The organism is Haloarcula salina (assembly GCF_049603855.1).
Lineage (GTDB): Archaea > Halobacteriota > Halobacteria > Halobacteriales > Haloarculaceae > Haloarcula > Haloarcula salina_A.
Genome location: NZ_CP187146.1, coordinates 768,780 through 792,104 on the forward strand (window position 1 = coordinate 768,780; position 23,325 = coordinate 792,104).

Annotated in this window: 26 protein-coding genes; 16 read left to right on the plus strand and 10 right to left on the minus strand. The window is 67.5% G+C overall.

Features of this window, described 5'->3' with window-relative positions:
* Positions 1–20 precede the first annotated feature (20 nt).
* A complete protein-coding gene (pdhA, locus tag ACOZ4I_RS03885; RefSeq protein WP_424003223.1) occupies positions 21–1,133 on the minus strand; it encodes a pyruvate dehydrogenase (acetyl-transferring) E1 component subunit alpha in 1,113 nt (370 codons plus the stop codon).
* A gap of 107 nt (positions 1,134–1,240) precedes the next feature.
* Between pdhA and ACOZ4I_RS03890 the strand changes: the two genes are divergently transcribed.
* The 5 genes from ACOZ4I_RS03890 to ACOZ4I_RS03910 all read left to right on the plus strand — a co-directional run bounded on the left by ACOZ4I_RS03890 (position 1,241) and on the right by ACOZ4I_RS03910 (position 7,272).
* Positions 1,241–1,636, plus strand: coding sequence for a DUF5658 family protein (locus tag ACOZ4I_RS03890; RefSeq protein WP_424003225.1), 396 nt, complete (start codon positions 1,241–1,243; stop codon positions 1,634–1,636).
* A gap of 63 nt (positions 1,637–1,699) precedes the next feature.
* Positions 1,700–2,833 carry a thiamine ABC transporter substrate-binding protein gene (locus ACOZ4I_RS03895; protein ID WP_424003227.1) on the plus strand — a complete coding sequence of 378 codons (1,134 nt, stop codon included), beginning with the start codon at positions 1,700–1,702 and terminating at the stop codon, positions 2,831–2,833.
* 7 nt (positions 2,834–2,840) lie between these two features.
* Positions 2,841–4,694 (plus strand): ABC transporter permease, encoded by a 1,854-nt coding sequence (locus ACOZ4I_RS03900; protein ID WP_424003229.1) that lies wholly within the window; start codon positions 2,841–2,843, stop codon positions 4,692–4,694.
* On the plus strand, positions 4,675–5,769 hold the full coding sequence (locus ACOZ4I_RS03905; RefSeq protein ID WP_424003231.1) for an ABC transporter ATP-binding protein: 1,095 nt from the start codon (positions 4,675–4,677) through the stop codon (positions 5,767–5,769). The genes ACOZ4I_RS03900 and ACOZ4I_RS03905 overlap by 20 nt, the downstream gene beginning before the upstream one ends.
* Before the next feature lie 363 nt (positions 5,770–6,132).
* Positions 6,133–7,272, plus strand: coding sequence for a CapA family protein (locus tag ACOZ4I_RS03910; RefSeq protein WP_424003233.1), 1,140 nt, complete (start codon positions 6,133–6,135; stop codon positions 7,270–7,272).
* Positions 7,273–7,301: 29 nt separating this feature from the next.
* Here ACOZ4I_RS03910 and ACOZ4I_RS03915 read toward each other — a convergent pair whose 3' ends face one another.
* Both ACOZ4I_RS03915 and ACOZ4I_RS03920 read right to left on the minus strand, forming a co-directional pair.
* Positions 7,302–8,021, minus strand: coding sequence for a DICT sensory domain-containing protein (locus ACOZ4I_RS03915; protein ID WP_424003235.1), 720 nt, complete (start codon positions 8,019–8,021; stop codon positions 7,302–7,304).
* Between the two features lie 6 nt (positions 8,022–8,027).
* The gene (locus ACOZ4I_RS03920; RefSeq protein ID WP_424003237.1) at positions 8,028–8,420 is read right to left on the minus strand and encodes a DUF7344 domain-containing protein; all 393 of its coding nucleotides are present in this window, start codon (positions 8,418–8,420) and stop codon (positions 8,028–8,030) included.
* A 97-nt stretch (positions 8,421–8,517) separates the two neighbouring features.
* Between ACOZ4I_RS03920 and ACOZ4I_RS03925 the strand changes: the two genes are divergently transcribed.
* Both ACOZ4I_RS03925 and ACOZ4I_RS03930 read left to right on the plus strand, forming a co-directional pair.
* Positions 8,518–9,129: a translation initiation factor IF-2 subunit beta gene (locus ACOZ4I_RS03925; RefSeq protein ID WP_424003239.1), complete on the plus strand. Its 612-nt coding sequence runs from the start codon at positions 8,518–8,520 to the stop codon at positions 9,127–9,129.
* Positions 9,130–9,189: 60 nt separating this feature from the next.
* Positions 9,190–9,606: a hypothetical protein gene (locus ACOZ4I_RS03930; RefSeq protein ID WP_424003241.1), complete on the plus strand. Its 417-nt coding sequence runs from the start codon at positions 9,190–9,192 to the stop codon at positions 9,604–9,606.
* A gap of 7 nt (positions 9,607–9,613) precedes the next feature.
* On the opposite strand, the gene cysK is transcribed toward ACOZ4I_RS03930, so the two are convergent.
* The gene (gene cysK / locus ACOZ4I_RS03935) at positions 9,614–10,543 is read right to left on the minus strand and encodes a cysteine synthase A (RefSeq protein WP_424003243.1); all 930 of its coding nucleotides are present in this window, start codon (positions 10,541–10,543) and stop codon (positions 9,614–9,616) included.
* Between the two features lie 119 nt (positions 10,544–10,662).
* Between cysK and ACOZ4I_RS03940 the strand changes: the two genes are divergently transcribed.
* Positions 10,663–10,791, plus strand: coding sequence for a hypothetical protein (locus ACOZ4I_RS03940; protein WP_424003245.1), 129 nt, complete (start codon positions 10,663–10,665; stop codon positions 10,789–10,791).
* A 9-nt stretch (positions 10,792–10,800) separates the two neighbouring features.
* On the opposite strand, the gene ACOZ4I_RS03945 is transcribed toward ACOZ4I_RS03940, so the two are convergent.
* Entirely contained in the window at positions 10,801–11,502 is a 702-nt protein-coding gene (locus ACOZ4I_RS03945; protein WP_424003247.1) for an SOS response-associated peptidase, read from the minus strand.
* A 92-nt stretch (positions 11,503–11,594) separates the two neighbouring features.
* Between ACOZ4I_RS03945 and ACOZ4I_RS03950 the strand changes: the two genes are divergently transcribed.
* The 3 genes from ACOZ4I_RS03950 to ACOZ4I_RS03960 all read left to right on the plus strand — a co-directional run bounded on the left by ACOZ4I_RS03950 (position 11,595) and on the right by ACOZ4I_RS03960 (position 13,853).
* Complete coding sequence (locus ACOZ4I_RS03950) at positions 11,595–11,981, plus strand: hypothetical protein (RefSeq protein ID WP_424003249.1); 387 nt, start codon at positions 11,595–11,597, stop codon at positions 11,979–11,981.
* Between the two features lie 75 nt (positions 11,982–12,056).
* Positions 12,057–13,292: a TIGR00300 family protein gene (locus tag ACOZ4I_RS03955; RefSeq protein WP_424003251.1), complete on the plus strand. Its 1,236-nt coding sequence runs from the start codon at positions 12,057–12,059 to the stop codon at positions 13,290–13,292.
* Between the two features lie 186 nt (positions 13,293–13,478).
* Positions 13,479–13,853, plus strand: a complete 375-nt coding sequence (locus ACOZ4I_RS03960) for a hypothetical protein (protein ID WP_424003253.1) — start codon at positions 13,479–13,481, stop codon at positions 13,851–13,853.
* Positions 13,854–14,327: 474 nt separating this feature from the next.
* On the opposite strand, the gene ACOZ4I_RS03965 is transcribed toward ACOZ4I_RS03960, so the two are convergent.
* A complete protein-coding gene (locus ACOZ4I_RS03965; protein WP_424003255.1) occupies positions 14,328–15,020 on the minus strand; it encodes a universal stress protein in 693 nt (230 codons plus the stop codon).
* Positions 15,020–16,441: an APC family permease gene (locus tag ACOZ4I_RS03970; RefSeq protein ID WP_424003257.1), complete on the minus strand. Its 1,422-nt coding sequence runs from the start codon at positions 16,439–16,441 to the stop codon at positions 15,020–15,022. The genes ACOZ4I_RS03965 and ACOZ4I_RS03970 overlap by 1 nt, the downstream gene beginning before the upstream one ends.
* A 340-nt stretch (positions 16,442–16,781) precedes the next feature.
* Here ACOZ4I_RS03970 and ACOZ4I_RS03975 point away from each other — a divergent pair, with 340 nt between their 5' ends.
* Together ACOZ4I_RS03975 and ACOZ4I_RS03980 are read left to right on the plus strand one after the other, a co-directional pair.
* Positions 16,782–18,533, plus strand: a complete 1,752-nt coding sequence (locus ACOZ4I_RS03975) for a sugar-transfer associated ATP-grasp domain-containing protein (RefSeq protein WP_424003259.1) — start codon at positions 16,782–16,784, stop codon at positions 18,531–18,533.
* Complete coding sequence (locus ACOZ4I_RS03980) at positions 18,530–18,901, plus strand: hypothetical protein (RefSeq protein ID WP_424003261.1); 372 nt, start codon at positions 18,530–18,532, stop codon at positions 18,899–18,901. Before ACOZ4I_RS03975 ends, ACOZ4I_RS03980 begins: the two co-directional genes overlap by 4 nt.
* A 78-nt stretch (positions 18,902–18,979) precedes the next feature.
* Here ACOZ4I_RS03980 and ACOZ4I_RS03985 read toward each other — a convergent pair whose 3' ends face one another.
* Entirely contained in the window at positions 18,980–19,189 is a 210-nt protein-coding gene (locus ACOZ4I_RS03985; RefSeq protein ID WP_424003263.1) for a hypothetical protein, read from the minus strand.
* 178 nt (positions 19,190–19,367) lie between these two features.
* On the opposite strand from ACOZ4I_RS03985, the gene ACOZ4I_RS03990 reads away from it, so the two are divergent.
* On the plus strand, positions 19,368–19,574 hold the full coding sequence (locus ACOZ4I_RS03990) for a DUF7534 family protein (protein ID WP_424003265.1): 207 nt from the start codon (positions 19,368–19,370) through the stop codon (positions 19,572–19,574).
* A gap of 27 nt (positions 19,575–19,601) precedes the next feature.
* Here the strand turns inward: ACOZ4I_RS03990 and ACOZ4I_RS03995 are convergent, their stop codons facing one another.
* Positions 19,602–20,468, minus strand: coding sequence for a ZIP family metal transporter (locus ACOZ4I_RS03995; RefSeq protein WP_424003267.1), 867 nt, complete (start codon positions 20,466–20,468; stop codon positions 19,602–19,604).
* Positions 20,469–20,670: 202 nt separating this feature from the next.
* Between ACOZ4I_RS03995 and ACOZ4I_RS04000 the strand changes: the two genes are divergently transcribed.
* Entirely contained in the window at positions 20,671–20,970 is a 300-nt protein-coding gene (locus ACOZ4I_RS04000) for a hypothetical protein (protein WP_424003269.1), read from the plus strand.
* A gap of 36 nt (positions 20,971–21,006) precedes the next feature.
* On the opposite strand, the gene ACOZ4I_RS04005 is transcribed toward ACOZ4I_RS04000, so the two are convergent.
* Positions 21,007–21,708, minus strand: a complete 702-nt coding sequence (locus tag ACOZ4I_RS04005; protein WP_424003271.1) for an SDR family NAD(P)-dependent oxidoreductase — start codon at positions 21,706–21,708, stop codon at positions 21,007–21,009.
* A 129-nt stretch (positions 21,709–21,837) separates the two neighbouring features.
* Between ACOZ4I_RS04005 and crtD the strand changes: the two genes are divergently transcribed.
* On the plus strand, positions 21,838–23,325 hold the full coding sequence (gene crtD, locus ACOZ4I_RS04010; protein ID WP_424003273.1) for a carotenoid 3,4-desaturase: 1,488 nt from the start codon (positions 21,838–21,840) through the stop codon (positions 23,323–23,325).

Below are 23,325 nucleotides of genomic sequence, written 5' to 3' on the forward strand. Positions count from 1 at the left end.
GGATAACGGGCTCGGTCGCGTTACTCCGATTCGAGCAGTGTCGCGTCGCCGTGGCGCTCGCGCAGCGCCTCGAAGTACTCGCGCTGGTCCTCGACGTTCGCCGTCGGCTCGGCGTAGGCGTCGGCGAACAGGTCGGCGGGGTCCGGGGCCTCGGCTTCGGCCCGTTCGATTATCTCGTCGATTCGCTCGCCGATGCGCTCGTCAATCGACTCGATGCGCTCGTCGTCGAGCAGGTCGCAGTGACGGAGGAAGGCCTCCATCCGATCGAGCGGGTCGCGCTCGCGCCAGCGCTCGACTTCTGCCTCGTCGCGGTACACGTCCGGGTCGTCGGCGGTCGTGTGCGCGCCGAAGCGGTACTGCACCGCCTCGACGAAGACTGGTTCGGGGTCGCCCCCATCGGCCCCGACGGCGCGCTCGCGGGCGGCTTCCGTGACGGTGTACGTCGCCAGTGGGTCCATGCCGTCGACCTGCACGCCGTCGAAGCCGTAGGCGTCTGCTTTCTGGGCGAACGTCTCGCTTGCCGTCTGGCGCTCCCTCGGCACGGAGATGGCCCACTGGTTGTTGTTACAGACGAAGACGGTCGGCGTCTCGAACACGCCGGCGAAGTTCATCGCCTCGTGGAAGTCGCCCTCGGAGGTCGCGCCGTCGCCGAAGTGCACCACGGCGGCGCGCTCGTCGCCCCGCCGCTTGGCCGCCCACGACCACCCGACGGCGTGGGGCAGGTGGCTCCCGATGGAGATGTTCAGCGGGAACACGTTCACGTCGGCGATGGCGGCGTTACCCATCTCCTGGCCCATCCAGTAGCAGACGTACTCCCAGGGGAGGCCGCGGGCGACGAGCGCGCCGTGCTCGCGGTACTGATAGAAGATGGTGTCGTCGTCGGAAAGCGCGTAGGTCGACCCGATCTGTGCGCCCTCCTGGCCGGCGAGCGAGGAGTAGGTCCCGAGGCGACCCTGGCGCTGGAGGCTGATGAGGCGCTCGTCGAACTGCCGGGCGAAGCGCATGTCGCGGTACATCGCCACCATCGCCTCGTCGCCGACATCCGGGACGAGGTCCGGCTCGACGATGTCGCCGTCCGGGGAGAGCGCGCGGGCCTGGTCGTCGGGGTCCCGGTCGAGAACGTCGCGTGCCATGTCGTGTCACCACGTCGGGGCAGACCGGGAAAAAGGTGCGTATGGCGACAACGTCGGTGTCTCGCCCGCCGACCGGGAGCTATTTTCCGTCACGGGCCGTGTCCTCGATGATGACAACGGACTCCGGCCCGTCGGCGGACGACGGCTCCTGGCGCGCGTGGTTCGGCAGTCACGACATGTCCGAAGCGGATGTCGTGCTCTGGACGGCCGTCCTCGTCGCGACCGTCGGTGACATCCTCCTGACGCTGACCGGCCTCACCGCCGGGCTCCAGGAGGGGAACGTCGTCGTCCGGACGATGCTCGCCGAGTTCGGCGTCGCGGGCTTCTGGCTCGTGAAGTTCGTCGCGATGCTGTGGCTGGTGGCCGGCTGGCGCGTCCTCGACGAGCGGAAGGCGACCGCGTTTCTCGCCCTGTTCGCCGTCGTCACCCTCGCCGTCGTCGCCCACAACTCGCTGGTGATCCTCCAGTACCGCGGGCTGCTGGTTCTCTTCGGGCCGTTCTGAGCGAACGTTCCCTTCGGAACGGGAACAGGCACGTTAAGTACCACTGGGTGTGACCACGGGGTAATGGATAGACGGAATTTCCTCACAGCGGCCGGCGCGACGGTGGCCGCGTCGTTCGCGGGTTGTGCCGGACTGGGCGGGAGCGGCGAGACGAGCACCGGCGAGTCGGGCGGGAGTGAGACGGCCACCGGCGAGACGGCGAGCGGGACCACCACCGGCGATGCGGGCGGCGACCCGACGCTGGTCGTCGGCACGTACAGCGCGCTCGTCGACTCGCCGTCGACGAGTCCCGGCGCGTGGCTGAAAGAGCGCTTCGAGTCGGAGTTCGACGCGCGCCTCGTCTGGCAGACGCCGAGCAACGAACTCAACCACTACGTCGAGCGCCGGACCGCCGGCGTCGACATCGAGGCCGACGCGTACGTCGGACTGAACACCGACGACCTCGTCCGCGTCGACCAGACGCTCGACGACCCGCTGTTCGCCGAGGCGGGCGACGTGGCCGGCCGCGACGACGTGAAGCCCGGACTCCAGTTCGACCCGCGCGGGCGGGCCATCCCCTACGACACCGGCTACATCAGCCTGGTGTTCGACGGCACGTCTGTTGAGGCCCCCGAGACGTTCGACGGCCTCCTGGGCGAGGAGTTCGCGGGCGATCTCATCACGCCGAACCCGGCCAGCACCGCCACGGGGCGGGCGTTCCTGCTCCACACGGTCAAGCAGTTCGGCGCGGACGGCTACCTCGACTACTGGAGCGACCTGCAGGACAACGACGTTCGCGTGCTCGGGTCGTGGAGCGACGCCTACAGCGCGTGGTCCGGGGGCGAGGCCCCGATGGTCGTCTCCTACTCCACGGACCAGGTGTACGCAGACCGCAACGACGCCGACCTCCAGAAGCACCGGGTTCGCTTCCTGAACGACCAGGGCTACGCCAACCCCGAGGGCATGGCGATCTTCGAGGGCGCGAGCAACCCTGACCTCGCCCGCGAGTTCCTGGGCTTCGTGTTGCGCCCGGAGGTCCAGGGCGAGATCGCCGTCAGGAACGTCCAGTTCCCCGCGACCACGACGGCGGACCTCCCGGAAGACTACGCCGAACTGGCACACGAACCGCCCGAGCCCGTGACCTTCACCTACGACGAGCTGAAGGGCTCCGTCTCGGACTGGGTCGAGGACTGGGAGCGCCAGTACGCCTCGAACTGAGACCACCGTGGCCGACGCTATCGACGGCGCGACGGACGGGGACGACGGCGTGCGAGCGACGCCGACCGGGGACCGCGCTCGCCGCGACAGCCGCTCGCTCCGCGGTCGCATCGAACGCAGGGCCCTCGTCGCGCTCGCCGCGGCCACCGTCGGCCTGCTGCTCGTCGTCTTCTACTACCCGGTGGCGACGGTGTTCGTCGACAGCGTCCTCGTCGAGGGTCGCCTGACAGCGCGGGTCTTCCTCGACATCCTCAGCGACCCGTTCTACTTCGGCGAGCCGGCCCGCCTCCTCGCGGGCGACTCGGTCGCGTCGGTCGTCGAGAGCGTGCTCTCGCCTGACCGCCGGCTCGGAATCGTCGGCTTCACGGCCTACCAGGCCGCGCTGTCGACGGTCGTCAGCGTGGCGCTCGGCCTGCCCGCGGCGTACCTGCTGGCGCGCTTCGAGTTCCCCGGCCGGCGGACGCTCCGGTCGCTGACCATCCTCCCGTTCGTCCTGCCGTCGATCATGGTCGCCGTCGGCTTCGTCGCCACGTTCGGGCAGAACGGCACGCTGAACGCCGTTCTCGGCGCGCTCGGTCTCGGCCCGGTGAACCTGCTGTTCACGCTCGAAGCGGTCGTGATCGCCCACGCCTTCTACAACGCGCCGCTGGTGGCGCGCGTGACGACCGCCGCGTGGGAGTCCGTTGACGCCAGCGCGGTCGAGACGGCCCGCAGCCTCGGCGCGAGCCCGTGGCGGGCGTTCCGCGACGTGGTCGCGCCCCAGCTCGTCCCGTCGGTGCTGATGGGCGCGGCGCTGACGTTCGTGTTCACCTTCTCGACGTTCCCCATCGTCCTCGCGCTCGGCGGCTTCCAGCTGGCGACCGTCGAGGTGTTCGTCTACCGCCTCATCCGCGACCTGGAGTACGCCGAGGCGGCCGCGCTGGCGCTGATCGAACTCGGCATCTCGCTCGGCCTGCTGTACGCCTACCTCCGCTACGAGACGCGCCACACGGTCCGGTCGCGCGGGATTCGGCCCCTGCCGCGCCGGCCACTCGTCCCGCCGTCGCTCTCGGCGCGCGAACTCCTCCTCCGCGCCGGCCTCGCGGGCTACGCCGTCGTCGCGCTGGCCGTCTTCGTCGCACCCATCGCGAGCATGCTCCTCGCCAGCCTCTCCGGGCCGGAGGGACTGACGTTCGCGCACTACCGCTTCCTCGTCGAGCGGCAGGCCACGGGGACCTCGTTCCAGGTCCGACCGTGGGACGCCGTCAGGAACTCGCTGCTGTTCGGCGTCGCCTCGCTCGCCGTCGCGCTCCCGATGGGCGTCGTCGTCGCCGTCCTCACGACGCGGGACTACCGCGGACGAAAGCTGGTCGACGCGGTGGCGATGGCCCCGCTCGCGGTGTCGGGCATCGTCGTCGGCCTCGGCCTCCTTCGGGGACTCGTCTTCGGCGTCGAGGTCGGCGGGACGCGACTGGCCGTCGGCGGCGCGGTCGCCATCGTCGCCGCCCACGCCGTCGCCGGCTACCCGTTCGTCGTCCGCACCGTCGCGCCGGGACTCGACGGCGTCGACCGCACGCTCGTCGAGTCGGCCCGCGCGCTCGGCGCGCCCCGCGTCCGGGCGCTCGTGGACGTGGAACTCCCGCTGGTGTGGCCCGCCGTCGTCGCCGGTGCAGCGTTCGCCTTCGCCATCTCCATCGGGGAGTTCTCGGCGACGGTCGTGCTCGCCTCCGGAACGAGCCAGTTCACGATGCCCGTCGCCATCGAGCGCTTCATCGGCCGCCGGCTCGGCCCGGCGACGGCGATGGGCGTCGTGCTGCTGGTCGTCACCAGCGTCAGCTTCCTGCTCATCGACCGCCTCGGGGGTGACGACGTTGGCTTCTGAACGCCCGCCCGCCGTCTCCCTCGACGGCGTCACGCGGCGCTACGGCGAGACGACCGCCGTCTCAGATCTCTCGCTGTCCGTCCGCGAGGGAGAGTTCTTCACGCTCGTCGGTCCCTCGGGCTGTGGCAAGACGACGACGCTCCGGCTCATCGCCGGCTTCGAGGAACCGACGGACGGGACGGTCCGGTTCGGCGGCGAGTCCGTCGCCGGGGTCCCCCCGGAGGACCGCGACGTGGGCGTCGTGTTCCAGAACTACGCGCTGTTCCCGCACATGAGCGTCGGCGAGAACGTCGCGTACGGGCTCCGGTTCACCGACCCGCCCGACGGCGGTAGTGCCGACGAGCGGGTGGCCGACCTGCTCGACCTGGTGGACCTCGGCGGGATGGAAGACCGCGACCCCGACACGCTCTCGGGCGGCCAGCAACAGCGGGTGGCGATGGCCCGCGCGCTCGCCCCCGGCCCGGACGTGCTCCTGCTCGACGAGCCGATGAGCGCACTGGACGCGAAGCTCCGCGAGCGCCTCCGCGTGCAGGTCCGCGAGATCCAGCAGGAACTCGGCATTACGACCGTCTACGTCACGCACGACCAGGAGGAAGCACTCGCGGTGTCCGACCGCGTGGCGGTGCTACACGACGGGCGGGTCGAACAGGTCGCGCCGCCGCGGACCGTCTACCGCTGGCCGGCGACCGAGTTCGTGGCCAACTTCGTCGGCGACAACAACGTCTTCACCGGCGACGTGACGGCGGTGCGAACCGGCGATGGCGGGCGGCGGCTGGCTGACGTTGCCGTCGGCGACGCCACGTTCACCGTCGGGCTCGACCCCGACGCGGATGCCGGGTCGGTCACCGTCCGGGACCGGCTCACCTTCTGCGTCCGCCCGGAGCGCCTCGCCGTCGACGCCGGCCGGAACGAGGTGACGGCCGACGTGGCGAGCGCGGAGTTCCTCGGCGAGACCACGCGCGTCCACCTCGACTGGGCGGGCCGCGAACTCCTGCTCCGTGCCGAGGAGCCGCCCGAAGGGTCGGTGACCGTCGGCTTCGACCCCGCCGACGCTCACGTCGTCGACGCGGAGTGACCGGTGGTGTTTAGTGTAGCAGTCAGCAGTGCAGAGAGCCAGAAAGCCCCCGGTTTCTCAGCTCCCGCGACTCGCTGCGCTCGCGTAGCGTGCTTGCGTCGTCGGGGTTCGCTGAGAAACCGGCCCCTTTCAGTCCCGCCCCTGCCGGCTGCCCAGCCGGCTACGGGTGGGACTGAAAGGGGCGGCTGGCTGAACGACGGCGGGCGACCTAAGCACCGCAGGCCGGAGGCCGAGGAGCGCAGCGAGCCCCCCGAGTTCAGCCAGCCGGGGCTTTCTGGCTGTTTGCGGTCGCTTTCTCTTACCTAAACACTGCCGAGTGACCGGGGCCGAGATTCAAGGTCGGTCCCGCCCTCAGTTCCCCACGTGTCTCCGATGCGACGCCGCGTACTCGCGGACGCCTCGCGAGCCGGCCTCGCTCTCACAGGCGTCGGTGCCGGGCTCGCCGGCTGTCTCGGCCGCGCGAGCGAGGTGACCGTGACGTGTCCGCCGTCGGTCCCCACCGACGAGACGCGCCGACTCGGCTTCGTCGGCGACGTGATGCTGGGTCGGAGCGTCGATCAGCGCTGGCGCGACGACCCCGACGGGCCGACCGCCGTCTGGGGGTCGACGCTGGACCGATTGCGGTCGCTCGACGGTCTCGTGGCGAACCTCGAGTGCTGCGTCTCGACGCGGGGCGAGCCGCGGCCGGGCCGGACCTTTCACTTCCGGGCGAGTCCCGACTGGGCCGTGCCGGCGCTCGCCCGAGCCGGCGTGACGTGCGCTGGCCTCGCGAACAACCACCTGCTCGACTTCGGTCCCGAAGCGCTGACCGACACGCCGGCGCATCTCTCCGACGGCGGCGTCGCCGCGACCGGGGCCGGGTCGGACAGAGAGACCGCGTTCGAGCCAGCGGTGGTCGAGGTCGGCGGGCTCTCGGTCGCCGTCGTCGCCGTCACCGATCAGTCGCCGAGCTACGCGGCCGGACGGGACAGCCCCGGAACGGCCTACGCGCCGCTGGACCCGAGTCACCCGCTCACCCGGCGGCGCGTCGGCGGCGCGCTGGCGGCGGCCCGCGACGCCGACGCGGACCTGCTCGTCGTCACCGCCCACTGGGGGCCGAACTGGGTGACGGAGCCGACCGAGACGCGGCGGTCGTTCGCCCGCTGGCTCGTCGACCGCGGGGCCGACGTGGTCCACGGCCACAGCGCCCACGTCCTCCAGGGCGTCGAGGTGTACCGCGGCCGTCCCATCATGTACGACACCGGCAACTTCGTCGACGACTACGCGATCAAGGACGGGTTCCGCAACGACCGCAGCTTCCTGTTCGAACTCCGCGTCGCGGACGGGACGCTGGCGGCGCTCCGCCTCGTCCCGGTCGAGAACGAATACGCGCAGGTGGTCGAGGCGGGGGCGGACGCCGCAGCGTGGCTCCGAGCGACGATGCGCGAGCGGTCTCGCCCCTTCGAGACGGCCATCGAGCGCGACGGCGCGGGACTCCGGGTTCCGCTCTCCTGCGAGGGGTGAGCGCGCGCGTCACGTCGCGAGAACAGCCCTCAGCCGTCGACGGCGGCCAGTTCGGCCATGACCTCGTCGACCACCGCTGCGTCGTACGTCCAGAACCCGCGGAAGCGGTCGTCACCCAGGTCTTCGGCGACGAGTCCGCACTTGTGGTCGTCGTCGCCACCGCCGTCGAAGGCGAGGAGCCACAGGCGTTCGATCTCGTCGTCGGAGACGGCGTGGACCGTCACGCCGGGAATCGACGGCGGATACCAGTCCCCGTGTCCGTAGACGTGGATGTCGAGCGCCGTGTCGTCGGCGAGGTGCTGGTAGCGCTCGAACTGCGCGCGGAATCGCGACAGCGACTGAAAGCTCACTCGGAGCGTTCCGTGGCCCACGCGATAGGCCCGATCCTCGAATTCCTGGGCCGTGGCGAGCAGCTGCGGCCGTCGCAGCGCCGAGATGGGAACGTTCGTGAGTGTTTCCAGGATCTGCTGGATGCTCTCGTCGACCGCCGACCGATCCCCCGGCCGTCCGAGCGTCGGCGGGTCCGACAGGAACGTCCGCAGGTCGTCGAGTGGGACTACTCCGGCGAACCCACTCTGGTCGCGGATGACGACGAAGGCCTCCGACGACGCAGTGGGGAGCTCCTTCCAGTCGACGGCGATGTGCTCCGACGACAGCCGTTCGGTGACCGTCGCGTCCGGCTCCGGGCCGTACACCGTCAGCTGCAGGCCGGTCCGCTCGAACCGGTCGAGCAACTCTCGCACCGTCATCGGCGTTCACCCGTCATCTTCGCGACCGGTGCGGGCCAACTTCGTAATCGTCGAATGGAGTTCAGACGCAGGCTCCGAGAGCGCCTCCAGTGATACCGTCTCCGTCGCCGGGTCGAACTCGACCAGTCCCGCGTCGTCGAGTGCGGGCAGGTGGCGGTGATAGAGGTTCGAATAGGTCTGGAGCCAGCTCTCGTCGGAGCCGACCGCCCGGTCGCTCGTCTGTGACCAGCCGACGACCACGTCTGTGAGTTCCTCTACCGAAGCCGAGTCGTGCTGTGAGAGGTAGGTGACGACCATCCGTCGGGGTTCGGCCGAGAACGCCCGCAGTAGTCCGTCGAGACGGTCCGGGGACAGCACCGTTCCCTCGCTCACCTCGCCGGGGTCCTCTGTGGGCTCCATGCGTCCCTGTTCGTTTGTCAGCCTAATAATGTCACTGGCCGTGAAAGTTGTGTGGTCGTGACGGAATCCATTTACGTGCCAGCGCCGTCGAAGACGTATGAACTACGACGCAGCGCTTCAGCGAGCGTACGACGTGTTGCCAGACCAGCCCCGGGAATCGGGCGACCGACTGTCGATTCCTGACCCCGAGGGTCAGACCGACGGGGCGTTCACGCGGCTGACGAACCTCGAAGCCATCGCGGACGCCGTCTCCCGCGACGCCCAGCACCTCCACCGCGCCATCCAGCGCGAGTTCGGGACGAACGGCCAGTTCGACGGCGGCGAGGCCCGCTACAACGGGTCGTTCGACACCGCGGACTTCCAGGCGGCCATCGACGCCTACGTGGCCGAGTACGTCACCTGTTCGGAGTGTGGCCTGCCCGACACCGTCCTCAAGACCGAGGACGGCGTCGACATGCTCCGCTGTCAGGCCTGCGGGGCGTTCCGCCCGGTCGAGAAGGGCGCGCGGACCAACACCCAGCAGAACCGCCCGACGCTCGAAGAGGGCGAGACCTACGAGGTCAAGATCACCGGCACCGGCCGCGAGGGCGACGGCGTCGCCGAGAAGGGCAAGTACACCATCTTCGTCTCCGGCGCGCGGGAGGGACAGGTCGTCACCGCTTACATCGAGAGCATCAGCGGGACGCTGGCGTTCGGCCGCGTCCAGTAAGCGCGCTGCGGGCGGGCGTCGCCACAGAAAGCATTTATTTCAGCCGATTAGTTTCGTACTATGGTCGACGATCACGGCGAGGTGGGCCTGTACGCCGTCGCGGCGCTCGCGCTCGGCCTCGGTGCCGTCCACGTGCTCTCGGGGGTCCTGGGTCTCGTCTCGTCGCTCGGAGCGGCGGGCGCACTCGTTCTCGCGGGGAGTCGGACTGTGCTGGGACTGCTCCTGATCCCCGCCGGCGTGGGGCTCGCGCTCCGGAAACCGTGGAGCCGCTGGGTCGGCGTCGTCGCGTTCGGCGGGATCGCCGTCGTTCAGCTTCTCCCACTGTTGGCGGGCACCACGTTGGCGGTCCCGCTCGCGGGCGTCCTCCTCTCGACCGGCTGCTCGCTGTACCTTCTGCTGGCCGGCGAAGCGTTCGAGAAGGCGGATGACGGGCGGGTGCTGACCGAGGACACGGACCCGCACGAGTTCGTCCGGTGAGGCCGGCTCAGTCGCCGTCCCAGAGGTCCGTCGAGAGGTAGCGCTCGCCGGTGTCCGGCAGGACGACCACCACCGTCTCGTCGGGGTTCTCGCGGGCGTAGTCGGCGGCCGCGTGCAGCGCCGCGCCCGACGAGATGCCGACCATGAGTCCCGCCTCGCTCGCGAGTCGACGGGCGGCCGCGACGGCCTCGTCCTTGCTCGCCGTGCGGACCTCGTCGACGAGTTCCGTCCGGAGGATGTCGGGGACGAAGCCCGGGCCGATGCCCTGTATCTCGTGGCTGTCCGGATCGTCGGCGGAGAGGAGCTTCGAGGACTCCGGTTCGACGGCGACCGAGGTGAGGTCGGCCCCGACCTCCTCTTCGACGTACTCGGTGATGCCGGTGATGGTGCCGCCGGTCCCGACGCCGGCGACGACCGCGTCCACGTCGCCGTCGGTGTCGCGCCAGATCTCGGGGCCGGTCGTCTCGCGGTGGGCGCGCGGGTTGGCCTCGTTCTCGAACTGGCGCGCACGCACCGCGTCGGGGGCGCTCGCCAGTTCGTTCGCCCGCTCGATCGCGCCGCTCATGCCGTCGTCGGCCGGCGTGAGTTCGAGGTCCGCGCCGAGGGCCGCGAGCAGGCGGCGGCGCTCCTCGCTCATCGACTCGGGCATGGTCAGCACGCAGTCGTACCCCCGCGCGGCGCTGACGGCGGCGAGGCCGATGCCGGTGTTACCGCTGGTCGCCTCGACCACGGTCCCGCCGTCGGGGAGCGCTCCGGACTCGGCGGCCGCCTCGACCATGTACAGCGCGATGCGGTCCTTGACCGAGTAGGGGTTCGCGGCCTCGACCTTTCCGTAGAGATTGTCAGCGAAGACGTCGAGACAGACCAGCGGCGTGTCGCCGATGAGATCCGTTACACTGGACGCCACAGCACCGTCTCGCTCTGCGAGGGTCTGCATACGCCCGAGAGTTGCGGAGTGCCCGCCGTAACTCCACACCCCGAAAACTGCGGGCCGAATGTTTCACTCGATACCGAGTCTCCAGAAGTTTATGTATTCTCGATACCACTTTTTCGGTGATGCCCGAGATAACGGTCTCCGAAGGGCTGTACCGCCAACTGCGAGCCGCCGCCGGCAGTCAGGCCGACGAGGACGCGCTCTGGAAGATGGTGTACCACTTCAAACGCCAGCACGCCGCGAGCGAGTGAGGCGTCCGCTCACGTTCCGACTTCTTCGAGGAGTTCCGGCGAGTCGTTGCTGGGGTCGTTGACCGACGTCGACACCGGATAGGCCCGCATCGGGCCGTCGTAGGGGTCGAGCAGCGACTGCACCTCGTCGACGCTCCCGCGGAGCCACAGCGCCTCCTCGTCCGGTGCGAGAACGACGGCCATCCGGTGATGGAGGGCTGAAACGGTCTCGTTCGGCTCGGTGGTGACGACGGTGAACGACTCGATCACGTCGTCCTGCCCGTCGCCGGCCCCGCTCGCGCCGAACTCGCCGAGTCCGGTCTGGCGCTTCGGCGGCTCCCAGCGCTCGTACAGGCCCGCCATCGCGAACAGGTCGTCGTCGGGCAGCGCCACGCGGTAGGGCTGTTTGCCCCCGCTCTCCTCGACCCACTCGTAGAAGCCGTCGGCCGGGACCAGACACCGCTGCGACTCGTAGGCCTCGGCGAAGGACCGCTTCTCGGCCAGCGTCTCGGCGCGGGCGTTGATGTAGCCGTGGTCCGACCGGGACTCGGCCCAGGACGGGACGAGGCCCCACTCCATCCGCTGGATGGTCTCGGGCTCCTCGCTCGCGATGACCGGGAGGGCCTGACTCGGGGCGGCGTTGTACCGCGGCGCGAACTCGAAGTCGAACGCGGCGGCGAAGCGCTCCTCGATGTCGGCCGGCGGGGCGAACAGGCTGTATCGGCCACACATACCCGGAGGGAGGGGGCGCTCGCGGATAAACGCCACTACGGGGTCCAAACCGCCCGCGAATTTAACTTGTATCGCGCCCAACCACTTCTCAGATGACGACGGACCCCTCGTTCACCATCCCCGCCCACCCACAGCGGCGCTTCCCCCACGGGAGCGGGGTCGAGTACGAGGGCGGGACGGAGTTCCGACTCACGCCCGATACGGAGCGGGCGACCCCGGAACTGGCCGACACCGTCGTCGACATTCTCGCGGACGGGCCGTATCGCTACGGCGACTTCCACGACCTGCCGATGCCGCTGTGGCTGGTCCGCGACGAGGAGACGGCCGACGTGTTCCGCGTCGCCGTCAGAGACGGCACGGTCCGCCTGCACGTCCTCCCGACGACCGAGTCCGACGGTCTCCGGCGGTTCTTCGAGCGACTTCGTGCCAGCGACCCCGCGCTGTCGTGGTCGGTCGGCCGGCACGTCGACGGTCGGTAGTCGGTCTGACTCGGCGGCCCGACCACCCGCCGGGGACCCAAAACCGTCTTACACACCTGCCCCCATGTCTCGGCCATGACCGTCTCTCGCGAAGTCGAACTGGAGGGCCACATCATCGACTCCGGGATGATGCAGTCCTGCTTTGGCATCATCATGGACATGGGTGGCTCCTTCTCCGTCGAAGAGTTCGACATCGGCCGCCACAAGGACGAGGAGTCCTACGCCCGATTGCTCGTCGAAGCCGACGACACGGACCAGTTGCAGTCGATCATCCACGAACTCCACCAGCACGGGGTCAACCCCTCGGACCCGAAAGACGCCACGCTCGTCCCCGCGCCCGACGACCAGGTCGTCCCGCACGGCTTCTACTCGACGACGAACCACCCCACGTACATCCGTTACGAGGGCGAATGGATCGAGGTCGAAGACATGGAGATGGACTGTGCGGTCGTCGTGGAGGACGGCGAGGGAGCGGACGGCCCGCGCGCCTACACCAAGGTCCTGAACGCCATCGAAGCGGGCGACATGGTCGTCACCGACGAGACCGGGATCAAGGTCCAGCCCCCGGAGCGTCCGCGCGACTCCGGCGGTGCGTTCGGCTTCATGCAAGGGGGCGTCTCCTCGGAACGCCCGTCCGAGTCGACCATCCGCAAGATAGCCAACGCCATCCGCGAGACGAAAAAGGAGGGCGGCAAGGTGCTCGCCGTCTGCGGCCCGGCGCTCATCCACTCCGGCGCGCGCGAGGACCTCGCCCGACTCGTTCGCGAGGGCTACGTCGACATGCTGTCTGCCGGAAACGGCTTCGCCGTCCACGACATCGAGCGCGACATCTACGGCACGTCGCTCGGCATGGACACGGAGAGCCTGGACCACCCCCGCCACGGCCACAAGCACCACATCTACACCATCAGCGAGGTCATCCGCGAGGGCGGCATCGCCGAGGCCGTCGAATCGGGGACTATCGAGTCCGGCGTCATGTACGAGTGCGTCGACAACGACCGCCCGTTCGTGCTGGCCGGATCCATCCGCGACGACGGCCCGCTGCCCGACACCATCACCGACGCCGTCGAGGCCCAGAACGCCATCCGCGAGCAGGCCCACGAGGCCGACATGGTGCTGATGCTCTCGACGCTGCTGCACTCGGTCGCCGTCGGGAACTGCCTCCCGTCGACGACCCGCGTCGTCTGCGTCGACATCAATCCCGCGACGGTCACGCAACTGCTCGACCGCGGCTCCGCGCAGGCCGTCGGGATGGTCACGGACATCGGCACGTTCGTCCCGATTCTGGCGGAGCAGTTGCTGGAGGAGTAGGACGCGAGCGAAGCGAGCGGGCGTTTTTTGGTCCAGATTTTTCGAGGAGGGTCGTGTCGTCGTTCCTCCTCGAAAAAGGTGGATCGCGAAGGTTCGTCCCGATCCTGGCGGAGCAGTTGTTAGAGGAGTAGGACGACCGCGAGGAAATATATCAAATTTTATAACTATTCAGTATCCAGTCAGGATATGGAGCTGAGAAGTAAACTTGGTATGGTCATTATATTGTTCTCTTACGGTGGGATGGCAGCCCTAGTTCCCCCTTTTTGGGCACCTTGGACTAGTCCATTAAACTTTTTCAGTTTAATTTTAGTAAGTATTGGACTTATGATTATGACAATAATTGGAGGTATAATTGCATTTTCCGGATATCCGATGAATAAGCATTCGGGAGTATCTAGCTACATTTACGCATTATTATTTGTTATATTCCCTATGACACCTATTTATTTATATTTAGTTTATAGTTCCACAGACCCACTTGCCCCAATGTTTATGTTTGTGTTATTGATCGGGATTACATCATCATTATTAACAAACTTTGTTTTGAATGACGATATATAAATAATTGAGTTTTTATAATTTGATTATCATGCAATGGTATTATTTTACTATAGTAAGACATGTCATCTGATGGGACGGTGGCTTAGATATAGTCAAGACCGAGAGAAATAGCAGTCAAGACCGGATAACTCGACGAACAGCTTTGAAAGCTTCAGCCGGTTCCCTAGCATTTACCGGTGTCAGTACGGTTGCTGCCCAAAGTACCCAAGAACAAACAACACTGGAGCAGAGCGAGGAGTGGGAACATCTGGGCACAGCGTTATTCGCGGAAGTAGGATTCGTCGTATCATCGGAAAGTATTGATTATTCATGTCACGTTGACCAACTTTCACCATATTACGTGGACATAAATCGGATGGAAAGCGCACCCAGAAGAGCCGAAGCAACAGGTGTTGCCAGTGGAAGTAGCGAGACTACGGAAGCTGGTTCTAATTCGAGGATAAATTAGCTCTGGCGCTCCGCCGGTAGTCTGAGTTATTCTTCCTTCGATGCTGGCTGTCGCACGACGAGCACGGGGCCAACCGACCCCGCCGCGACGCGGTCGGTGACGTCGCCGAGGAGGAACGACTGGAGCGACGGCGCTTGCTCGCCCATCACGATGGCATCGTGATCCGGGACGGCCGCGAGCAGCGCGTCGAGCGGGCTCGCATCCGCCGCCAGCACCGTTCTCACGTCGATCCCGGCGTCAGCCAGTCGCGCCTGTGCGTCGGTGAGCGACGTGGATTCCTCGTCCCCGGCGACCCGCAGCAGCGTCACGCCGATCTCGCGGTCGTCGACGAGTTCGATCACGAAGTCGAGGATCCGATCCGCCGAGACGTCGCCGGAGAGCGAGACGAGCAGGCGGTCGACCGTCCCGGTCGCGCCGGTGATGGCGAACGCTCGCGCCTCGACCTCGTCGGCCACCCGCCGGATCGACTTCGCGCGGTCGCCGGTGAAGACGAGGCGGTAGTCCGCCGCGCCGCCGGCCTCGCGGAACTCCTCGGTGATGTCTTCGAGCGCCTCGTTCGCCCGGTCCTCGTACTGGAGGCGCGCCTGGTCGGGCGGCGTCTGCTCGGGCAAGACGTGGTAGCCGAGCACTGTCACGTCCATCGTTCCGAGGAGGTTCATCAGCCCGAACGAGACCGCCTCGTTTGCGAGCACCGCGACCGGGACGACGACGCGAGTCACTAGAGAGCCCCCTTCAGGCTAACGTCGCGGGCGTAATAAGCGTACCAGCCGGCCGTCACGAGCATGATTCCGACGCCGATGGCCTGCGAGAGCGGTCGCATGAAGCCGATGAGCGCGAAGCTCGCGATCGCGCCCAGCACCGGAACGACGGGGTAGCCCGGCGTCCGGAAGTCGGGGTCGTACCACTCGGGTTCGTCGCGGCGGAGCACGACGAGCGCGACGCACATGAGCCCGTAGAGGACGAGGTGGAGGAACGACGCCACCTCCGCCAGCACCTCGACCCGCCCGGTGGCGACGAGGACGAGCACCGGCCCGCCCGCCATCCCGAGCGCCACGTGCGGGGTCCCGTACTTCAGATTGATGCGGCTCGCCCACCGCGGCAACAGCGCGTCCTTCGACACCGCGTAGATGGCGCGCGACGTGCTCAGGATCGACGCGTTCGCGCTCGACATGGTCGCCAGCAGCCCGCCGACGACGATGGCTAGCGCGCCGGCGCTGCCGAGGTAGTGGCGGCCAACGTCGACCATCGCGGTCTCGCCGAGGCTCGCGAGGCGCGCGCTCTCGAACGCGCTGGTGGCGACGAATATGGTCACGACGTACAGCGTCGTGACGACGAGCACCGACCCCGTCATCGCCAGCGGGAGGTTCCGCCCCGGACGCTTCATCTCCCCCGCGACCGTCGCGACCTGGGCGAACCCGAGATAGGAGGTGAACACCAGCGCCGCCGTCGTCAGCACCGGGAACGGCCCGAACGGCATGAACCGCTCCGGGGTGCTGGGCTGGCCGACGAGACCGACGGCGTTCAGCACGCCCCAGAGCAACACGACTGCGAGGATCGACAGCAAGAGCGCGACGACGCCGTTTTGCAGTTTCGCGGCGTTCTCGGTCCCGGTCACGTTCAGCAGGGTGAAGCCCGCTCCGAAGACCAGCGCGATCGGCACGACGTACTGCCCGCCGAGGGAGAGTCCGAGCACGGCAAGCGTGTCGATGGCGTAGTAGCCGAATCCAACGAGGTAAAACGCCGTCGCGAACACCAGCCCGAACCAGAGCGACAGGCCGACGACGGCGCCCGGGAGCGTCCCCAGGCCCCGCGAGATGAAGTAGTAGCCGCCGCCGCTTTTCGGCATGGCCGTCGCCAGTTCCGAGGTCGGCAGGGCGACCAGCAGCGCGACGACGCCTCCCAGAGCGAACGACCCCGCGGCGGCCGGTCCTGCCTGTCCCGCGGCCAACCCGGGGAAGACAAAGATCCCCGCACCGATCATCGTCCCGACGCCGATGGCGAGTCCGCCCGACAGCCCGATGGTCCGTTCGAGTTCGGCGTCGTCGGTGTACGTCGCCTCGTCGGTCTCGACGGTCGGTTCGACGTCCGGCTCCTCGCCCTCGATGTTGGTTCCGAGCGGTGGCGGGTCCCCGGTTCCCATACAGGCCGTTGAACGAGACCAGTTGTAGTTGTGTTGGATGCTAGTACTTCTCGCTCAGTCGCCCGGGGATGGGTGCCGGGTCCGATCCCAGTGACGAACCGGTATCCGGTGTCACTGCTCGGGCACCTCAACGTCGAAACACGACTCGATCCCGTTTTCCCGGGCTCCCTCCCGGCACGCTCCCGAACCGCTAGTCAGTACACGATGCTATCTGATACGTAAAACAGTCTTATCTCGACGTGAACACGGATAATCGAGCCCTCATTTCGCACCCGACAGTATCGATATTGAGTATCGCTGCAGAACACCTAATACCTACTCTGATCTAAGCTGGGTGATAATGGCCGTGCAGGCGCTACGAACGATAACGACTGTCTTCGACGACCGTTTCCGGCGTTATTATCTGCTGGTCACGCTGCTGTTGACGCTGCTCTTGCTCGGCTGGGTCCTCCGGGTGTTGACCGGCTCGCTCTCGGCCGCACTCTCCCGGTACGAAACGTTCTTCCAGCTGGCTATCGCCGGGATTCTGATCGCGACGTTTCGCAACGAGTTCGGGATCAAGACGTACGGGCTGTTCGCGCCCGCCGTGATCTCGTTCGTTTTCGTCTCGACCGGACTGCTCTGGGGAATGGCACTGTTCCTCAACATCTTCGTCATCTCGCTTGGCGTCTACTACATCCTCGAGCCGTTTACTATCGGGACGGCACATCGAGTTGGAACGATCATGGCCGTCGTTTCTATCGCTGTCGCCTCGTTTCTCGTACTCGGTGATATCGGGCTGCTACCGCGACTCTCCGGGACGATCCGCGTGTTCTTCCCGGCGATCCTCACGGCGTGGTACGCCGAGCGGTTCGCGACCGACGTCGAGGAGCGGGGCTGGTCGGTCCCGTCGATTCAGTTGCTCTGGACGCTGGTGACGATCACGGTCGCGTACGCCGTTATCTCGGCGCGCGCCTTCATCGAGTGGTTCCTGGGAACGCCGGAAGCGTGGGTCGCGGTGGTGACGCTGAGCATCGTGCTGGGCGCGACAACCCGGGTCCGACTCAAGGAGTACTACCGATTTAGCGTCCACTACGGCGGCACGCTCGCCGGACTCTGGAGACGCCTCCAGGTCGCCAGCACGAACCTGCTCGCCCGTCTCCGGGGCGATCACCAGCGTCTCCACGTCGGCACGGCCCTGACGATGAACGTCAGGAATCGGTACATCAGGAAGTACAACCCCGGTCATCTCCGCAACAGCGCCAACAAGGTGGAGGCGAAGCGCCGGTTCCTCGCCATCGGTATCCCGACGCCGGTCGCCTTCGCGATTGCCGAGGAAGAGGCGGCCCTCGACGACGTTCGCCACGCGATCGAGACCCACGACCAGTTCGTCCTCAAACCGGACAGCGCCTCCGGCGGGGAGGGAATCGTCGTCGTCCGGGACCGTGACGGTGACGCGTACCGGACTGGCAAGGGAGACCGGACCGCGAACGAACTCCTCCGGCACGCCCGCCGGATCATCCAGGGACAGTACTCTGGGCTGCGAGGCGACGGGACGGTGATCGTCGAGGAACGCATCGAGCAACACCCGTTTTTCGAGGCCCGGAGCTCGGGCGGCGTGGCCGACATCCGCGTCCTCGTGTTCAAGGGGTACCCGCTGATGTCGATGGTTCGCCTCCCGACAGCCGAGTCCGGCGACCAGGCAAATCTCCACAAGGGCGCTGTCGGCGTCGGCCTGTCTATCGCGGACGGGACGCCACTGGGTGCCTACCAGCAGACCCACCACCGCTGGCTGACGACCCACCCGGACACCGGGACCGACCTCACGACGTTTCAGATACCGGTCTGGGACGACGTGCTGGACGTCGCCGTCCGGGCGGCGGGCGCGTCGGGACTGGGATACGCTGGGGTCGACATCGCAATCGACAGCGACGGCGTCCCGCAGGTGTTCGAGGTCAACGCCTCACCGGGGCTCGGCATTCAGAACACGACGAGAATGGGGCTCCTCCGACGGTTACAGTACGTCGAATCGCTCGCCCCCGAATACGAGTTCTACCCGCCCGAGCGGAAGGTCGAACTCGCCCGTCGGTGGGATCGGGAGGGGTACCAGTGAGACGAGCCGATCTCCGGACGCTCGTCTTCGGGGCCTGTGCCGTGGGTCTCGCTGGTGTCACTGCGTACGTCGTCCTCCGTTCGCACCTGTCGCTGTTCGAGGGGGCGTTCTTTCTCACGCCCGCGTTCTTCGTCCTGTTCCTCTGCTGGGAGGCGAGCACGTACTACGTCATCGTCGACGAGGACGACGCGGCGGAGTGGCACGTGCCGACCCGATCGGACGCCGCTGACCGGTCGAGACAGCCGGACGCCGCAGACGACGCGCCTCGATCGGACAGCGAGGACGTGCCGGAGACGGTCTACGACTTCGACGGACGGGACCACCCGTTCGAACCGCCCGACGAGCAGCGAGACCGCCTCGAAAAGTGACTCTGGGGTGCTCAGTGAAGCGCCCGACGCTGACTCACTCTTGAAAGAGACGGGTCTGCTGTGGTGACAACGGGGGCGTTACTCCTCGCTATGAGAAGCTTCGTACCGGAGAACGAGCCAACCGGCGATTAGACCGACGAGTATGACAACCCCGACCCCAGCCAGCCGGTTTTCGCTGGAAATCAACTCAATCGCTCCTCTCGAGGCTATCAGGATGAATACAAGGAGGACGAGGCGGCGAAAAGAAAAGCCGAGCGCCTCCCTCGTGTCCTGATTATCTGCGCTCATGTCTCATTTCTTTCACCCCGCTGATAATAGTTCCTTCGCCGTTCAGCTCGAGCGGCTCCCGAGCAGCAGAGTCGTCGATTTGCGCAGTCGTACCGCCGTTTGGCGGACACGTTCCGGATGCACTGCGGCCGTGTGACCGGGTACGACGTTACTTGTTCCTGCGGCGTCATCTCGACACATGGCTCTCTCGATTCGAACGCAGTTCGCGGTCACGGCGCTGGTCGCGCTCGCGTTCGTCCTCCCGCTCTCGGCGGTGCTCACCCCGCCGGACCCGTACACCCAGTTGCTCGCGGCCGGAGTGTTGACCGCGGCGGCGATGACACTCGCATACGCGCTCAGCTACGGCGGCGGATATCGGGCCCTCTCGTCGCTGACGAATCGGTAGGCGGAAGGACAGTCGACGCCGCGACCCTCAGATAGCGACCCAGGCGACCACGACGGCGGCCGCCCCGATGACGGTCGAACCGACCGCGTGGGTACGCAGTTCGTCGAGCAGGTCGTGGGAGTGCTCGTGGAGCGAGCAGACCTCGTCGATTTCGCTGCCCGCCTCGCAGTTCGGCAGGAAGTCCATCGCGACGTGGAGGAAGATGCCGGCCGCGAAGCCGAAGATAACGGCGTTGAGGACCGCTGACTCGGGGACCGGCAGGAGGGCGGAGGGGATGGCCGTCAGGCCGACGCCCGTCGCGGGGAGCAGCAGGGCGGTGGCGGACTTGCCGCTGCGGCTCAGGCGCCGGGCGGCGGCGTAGCCGGCGGGTCCCTTGTGCGAGACGATGGCGAGCCCGAGCAGGATCCCGAGTTCGGGCATCGAGGCGTAGACGAGTCCGATGACCAGCCCCGCCGAGAGCGCGTGGGCGGCGATGGCGGTCGTCGTCATGTCGAAGGAGGTATCGAGGTGGGTCAGCCTGTGGCCGATGGTGTGGGTCCCGTAGCCGATGACGATGCCCGCCGCGATGCCGACCCCGCCGATGCGGGCCGCGCCGGCCTGCCCGCCCAGTCCCATCGCCTGCGGGACGAGGAACATCGCCGCCGAGGTCACCATCGCGCCGCTCGCCAGCCCGTACCCCCAGACCAGCCGATAGGGATTCGTCTCGTCGGCACGCGCGCCGAGCCACGCTCCGGCCGCCATCGCCGCGAAGGCGACCCAGGAGATGACCAGCACTTTCTGCGCGCCCCCGGTGGCCGCGACGCCCGACAGCACGACCAGGCCGACGACACTCGCGACGCCGACGAGCGACACGCGCCCACCATTATTAAAGACGGATTCTGAATTAATAGTCATCAGATATTATCAGAAGATAGTTGTTAATAAATCCGTCGATGGGGGGTCGCCGCCCCGTTTCGGTCCTGTGACGACGCGGGGCGTCAGTTCGCACACCGTCCGAACGCGCCTGCAGGCGTCCTCACGGTCGCCCACGTGACATCGCCAGCCCTGTCGTCGCGGTGGCCGAGTTATTTGTCGCTCCGGGCGGCACGTGGACTCGATGCCCTCCAGACTCAGCGACAGCGTGTTCAGCGAACCGTCCGGCAGGCCGATAACGGTCGTGATGCTCGGCGGCGCGCTCGTTATGTCGAGTGGATACCTCTACTACGCCCTCCTGTCCGAGGCCGCGCCACCTTACCTCCTCGTGATGGCGGTCGGATTCGCCCTGTCGGGGGCCGCAGAGTCACTCCCCGCCGACCATCGACGGGCCGCCGGGGCGTTGCGTGTCACTGCCATCGTCCTCTTGCTGGTACTCCTCGCCCTCACCGTCGTCGCCCCGGATGCTGCCTTCGGGATGTGACGGGTACTAACGCCGTCGCGTCCCGCTATCGTTCGCTCATCGCTGTCGGTAGTCGCCCCAGTCGAGGACGCCGCCGTCGAGCGCCGCGGGGTCGGCGTCACGCAGCGCCCAGAGTACCATCTCGGCAACCTCTTCGGGTTCGCGGCCGCCGTCGCCCGAGAGCTCGGTCTCGACCTGTCCGGGGTCGACAGCGCCGACCGGAACGTCAAGTTCCGCCGCGAACCCGCGGGCGACGGCCTCGGCGGCGGCCTTCGAGACGGCGTAGGAGCCGTAGCCCGGATAGCCCTCGCGGGCCACCACCCCGGTCGGGACGACGATGCGCGCGTCGTCGGCGAGGTGGGGGAGCGCCTCGCGTACCGTCGCGAACACGCCCCGGGCGTTCGTCCGGAGGTGGTCGTCGAAGGCGGCGTAGGTCTCCTCCGAGAGCGGGGTCTCGCCCGGTTCGCCGTGGTAGACGCCGGCGTTCGCGACCACGAAGTCGATAGCGCCGCCGCCCTCGCGCGTCGCGAGTTCGACCAGTCGCTCCACGTCGAACTCGTCGCGAACGTCCGTCCGCACGGCGGTCACGGACCCGCCCGCCTCGCGGATGTCGGCCGCGACCGCGTCGAGGGCGTCGGCGTCGCGTGCACAGATGACTGCGTGTGCCCCGCCGGCGGCCACCGCGTGTGCGATCTGCTCGCCGATTCCCCTGCTCGCCCCGGTGACGACCACCGTCGCGCCGTCCATCGTGTCGGCCATACTGGGAGTTCTCGGGCCAGGAACAAGGCGATTACCCCGACGCCACAGCGCCCGCCGCGTGCTGGCCCGCCGCACACCGATTCAGTTTGGCCGCCCATTTATTGGCACTCCGACCCTCTTTTATCGGTAATGAGCGACCTGTCCGGAGAAGACGTGACGGTCGTCGGCGGCGGCATCGGCGGACTCTCCGCCGCGTGCTACCTCGCGGACGCGGACGCCGACGTCTCGCTGCTGGAGAAGAACGACCAGCTCGGCGGGCGCGCCTCCCGGCTGGAGGCCGAGGGATTCCGTTTCGACATGGGGCCCTCGTGGTACCTGATGCCCGACGTGTTCGAGCGCTTCTTCGCGTACTTCGGCCGCGAGCCGAGCGACTACTACGCCCTCCAGCGCCTGGATCCCCACTACCGAATCTTCTTCAAGGACGGGGACAGCCTCGACGTGACTGGCAACAACGACGAGATGCGCGAGAAGTTCGAGGACTACGAGCCGGGCGCTGGCGAGGCCTTCGAGGAGTACCTCGCCACGAGCGAGCGCCACTACGAGACGGCGATGGAGAAGTTCGTCTACGAGGACCGCTCGCGGCCGCGGGACTGGGTCGACCTCGACGTGCTGACGGCCGCGCCGGTCGGGCTCCAGTTGATCGGGTCGATGCAGGGCCACGTCGAGGAGTACTTCGAGCACCCGAAGCTCCAGCAGATCATGCAGTACACGCTGGTCTTCCTCGGTGGCTCGCCCAAGACGACGCCCGCGCTGTACAACATGATGAGCCACGTCGACTTCAACCTCGGCGTGTACTACCCCGACGGCGGCCTGGGCGCGGTCGTCGACGGCCTCGTCGAACTCGGCGAGGAACTGGGCGTCACCTACGAGACCGACGCCGAGGTCGCGGAGATCGCCCGCCGGAAGGAGGGGTTCCTGGTCGAGACGGTCCACGGCGACGTGTCCCATCCCGACGCCGTCGTCGTCAACGCCGACTACGCCCACGCCGAGCGGGAACTCCTGCCCGACCACGAGCGCCAGTACGACGACGAGTACTGGGACGAGCGCACGTACGCGCCCTCGGCGTTCCTCATGTACCTCGGCGTCGAAGGCGACGTGGAACCGCTGGCCCACCACACGCTCGTCCTGCCCACCGACTGGGAACCGCACTTCGACGACATCTTCGAGGACCCCCAGTGGCCCGACGACCCGGCGTACTACCTCTGTGTCCCGTCGAAGACCGACGAGCGCGTCGCGCCCGAGGGCCACTCGAACCTGTTCGTCCTCGTGCCCATCGCCCCGGGCCTGCACGACGAGGACGCGATCCGCGAGGAGTACCGCGAGAAGATCCTCGCCGACATCGCCGAGCACGCGGGCGTCGACCTGCGCGACCGCATCGTCTACGAGAAGCAGTTCGCCGTCTCGGACTTCGGCGAGCGGTACAACGCGACCGAGGGGACCGCGCTCGGACTGGCCCACACGCTCCGCCAGACCGCGCTCCTCCGGCCGAACAACCGCTCGTCGGCCGTCGACGGCCTCTACTTCACCGGGTCGTTCACGACGCCCGGCATCGGCGTCCCGATGTGCCTCATCAGCGGCGAGCACACCGCGAAAGCGCTCGTCGAGGACTTCGCCTGA

Excerpts from the sequence above, each read along its gene's own strand:
- pdhA (WP_424003223.1), bottom strand. The coding sequence starts at position 1,133 with ATGGCACGCGACGTTCTCGACCGGGACCCCGACGACCAGGCCCGCGCG.
- ACOZ4I_RS03890 (WP_424003225.1), top strand. The coding sequence starts at position 1,241 with ATGATGACAACGGACTCCGGCCCGTCGGCGGACGACGGCTCCTGGCGC.
- ACOZ4I_RS03895 (WP_424003227.1), top strand. The coding sequence starts at position 1,700 with ATGGATAGACGGAATTTCCTCACAGCGGCCGGCGCGACGGTGGCCGCG.
- ACOZ4I_RS03915 (WP_424003235.1), bottom strand. The coding sequence starts at position 8,021 with ATGACGGTGCGAGAGTTGCTCGACCGGTTCGAGCGGACCGGCCTGCAG.
- ACOZ4I_RS03920 (WP_424003237.1), bottom strand. The coding sequence starts at position 8,420 with ATGGAGCCCACAGAGGACCCCGGCGAGGTGAGCGAGGGAACGGTGCTG.
- ACOZ4I_RS03925 (WP_424003239.1), top strand. The coding sequence starts at position 8,518 with ATGAACTACGACGCAGCGCTTCAGCGAGCGTACGACGTGTTGCCAGAC.
- ACOZ4I_RS03930 (WP_424003241.1), top strand. The coding sequence starts at position 9,190 with ATGGTCGACGATCACGGCGAGGTGGGCCTGTACGCCGTCGCGGCGCTC.
- cysK (WP_424003243.1), bottom strand. The coding sequence starts at position 10,543 with ATGCAGACCCTCGCAGAGCGAGACGGTGCTGTGGCGTCCAGTGTAACG.
- ACOZ4I_RS03940 (WP_424003245.1), top strand. The coding sequence starts at position 10,663 with ATGCCCGAGATAACGGTCTCCGAAGGGCTGTACCGCCAACTGCGAGCC.
- ACOZ4I_RS03945 (WP_424003247.1), bottom strand. The coding sequence starts at position 11,502 with ATGTGTGGCCGATACAGCCTGTTCGCCCCGCCGGCCGACATCGAGGAG.
- ACOZ4I_RS03950 (WP_424003249.1), top strand. The coding sequence starts at position 11,595 with ATGACGACGGACCCCTCGTTCACCATCCCCGCCCACCCACAGCGGCGC.
- ACOZ4I_RS03955 (WP_424003251.1), top strand. The coding sequence starts at position 12,057 with ATGACCGTCTCTCGCGAAGTCGAACTGGAGGGCCACATCATCGACTCC.
- ACOZ4I_RS03960 (WP_424003253.1), top strand. The coding sequence starts at position 13,479 with ATGGAGCTGAGAAGTAAACTTGGTATGGTCATTATATTGTTCTCTTAC.
- ACOZ4I_RS03970 (WP_424003257.1), bottom strand. The coding sequence starts at position 16,441 with ATGGGAACCGGGGACCCGCCACCGCTCGGAACCAACATCGAGGGCGAG.
- ACOZ4I_RS03975 (WP_424003259.1), top strand. The coding sequence starts at position 16,782 with ATGGCCGTGCAGGCGCTACGAACGATAACGACTGTCTTCGACGACCGT.
- ACOZ4I_RS03985 (WP_424003263.1), bottom strand. The coding sequence starts at position 19,189 with ATGAGCGCAGATAATCAGGACACGAGGGAGGCGCTCGGCTTTTCTTTT.
- ACOZ4I_RS03990 (WP_424003265.1), top strand. The coding sequence starts at position 19,368 with ATGGCTCTCTCGATTCGAACGCAGTTCGCGGTCACGGCGCTGGTCGCG.
- ACOZ4I_RS03995 (WP_424003267.1), bottom strand. The coding sequence starts at position 20,468 with ATGACTATTAATTCAGAATCCGTCTTTAATAATGGTGGGCGCGTGTCG.
- ACOZ4I_RS04000 (WP_424003269.1), top strand. The coding sequence starts at position 20,671 with ATGCCCTCCAGACTCAGCGACAGCGTGTTCAGCGAACCGTCCGGCAGG.
- ACOZ4I_RS04005 (WP_424003271.1), bottom strand. The coding sequence starts at position 21,708 with ATGGCCGACACGATGGACGGCGCGACGGTGGTCGTCACCGGGGCGAGC.
- crtD (WP_424003273.1), top strand. The coding sequence starts at position 21,838 with ATGAGCGACCTGTCCGGAGAAGACGTGACGGTCGTCGGCGGCGGCATC.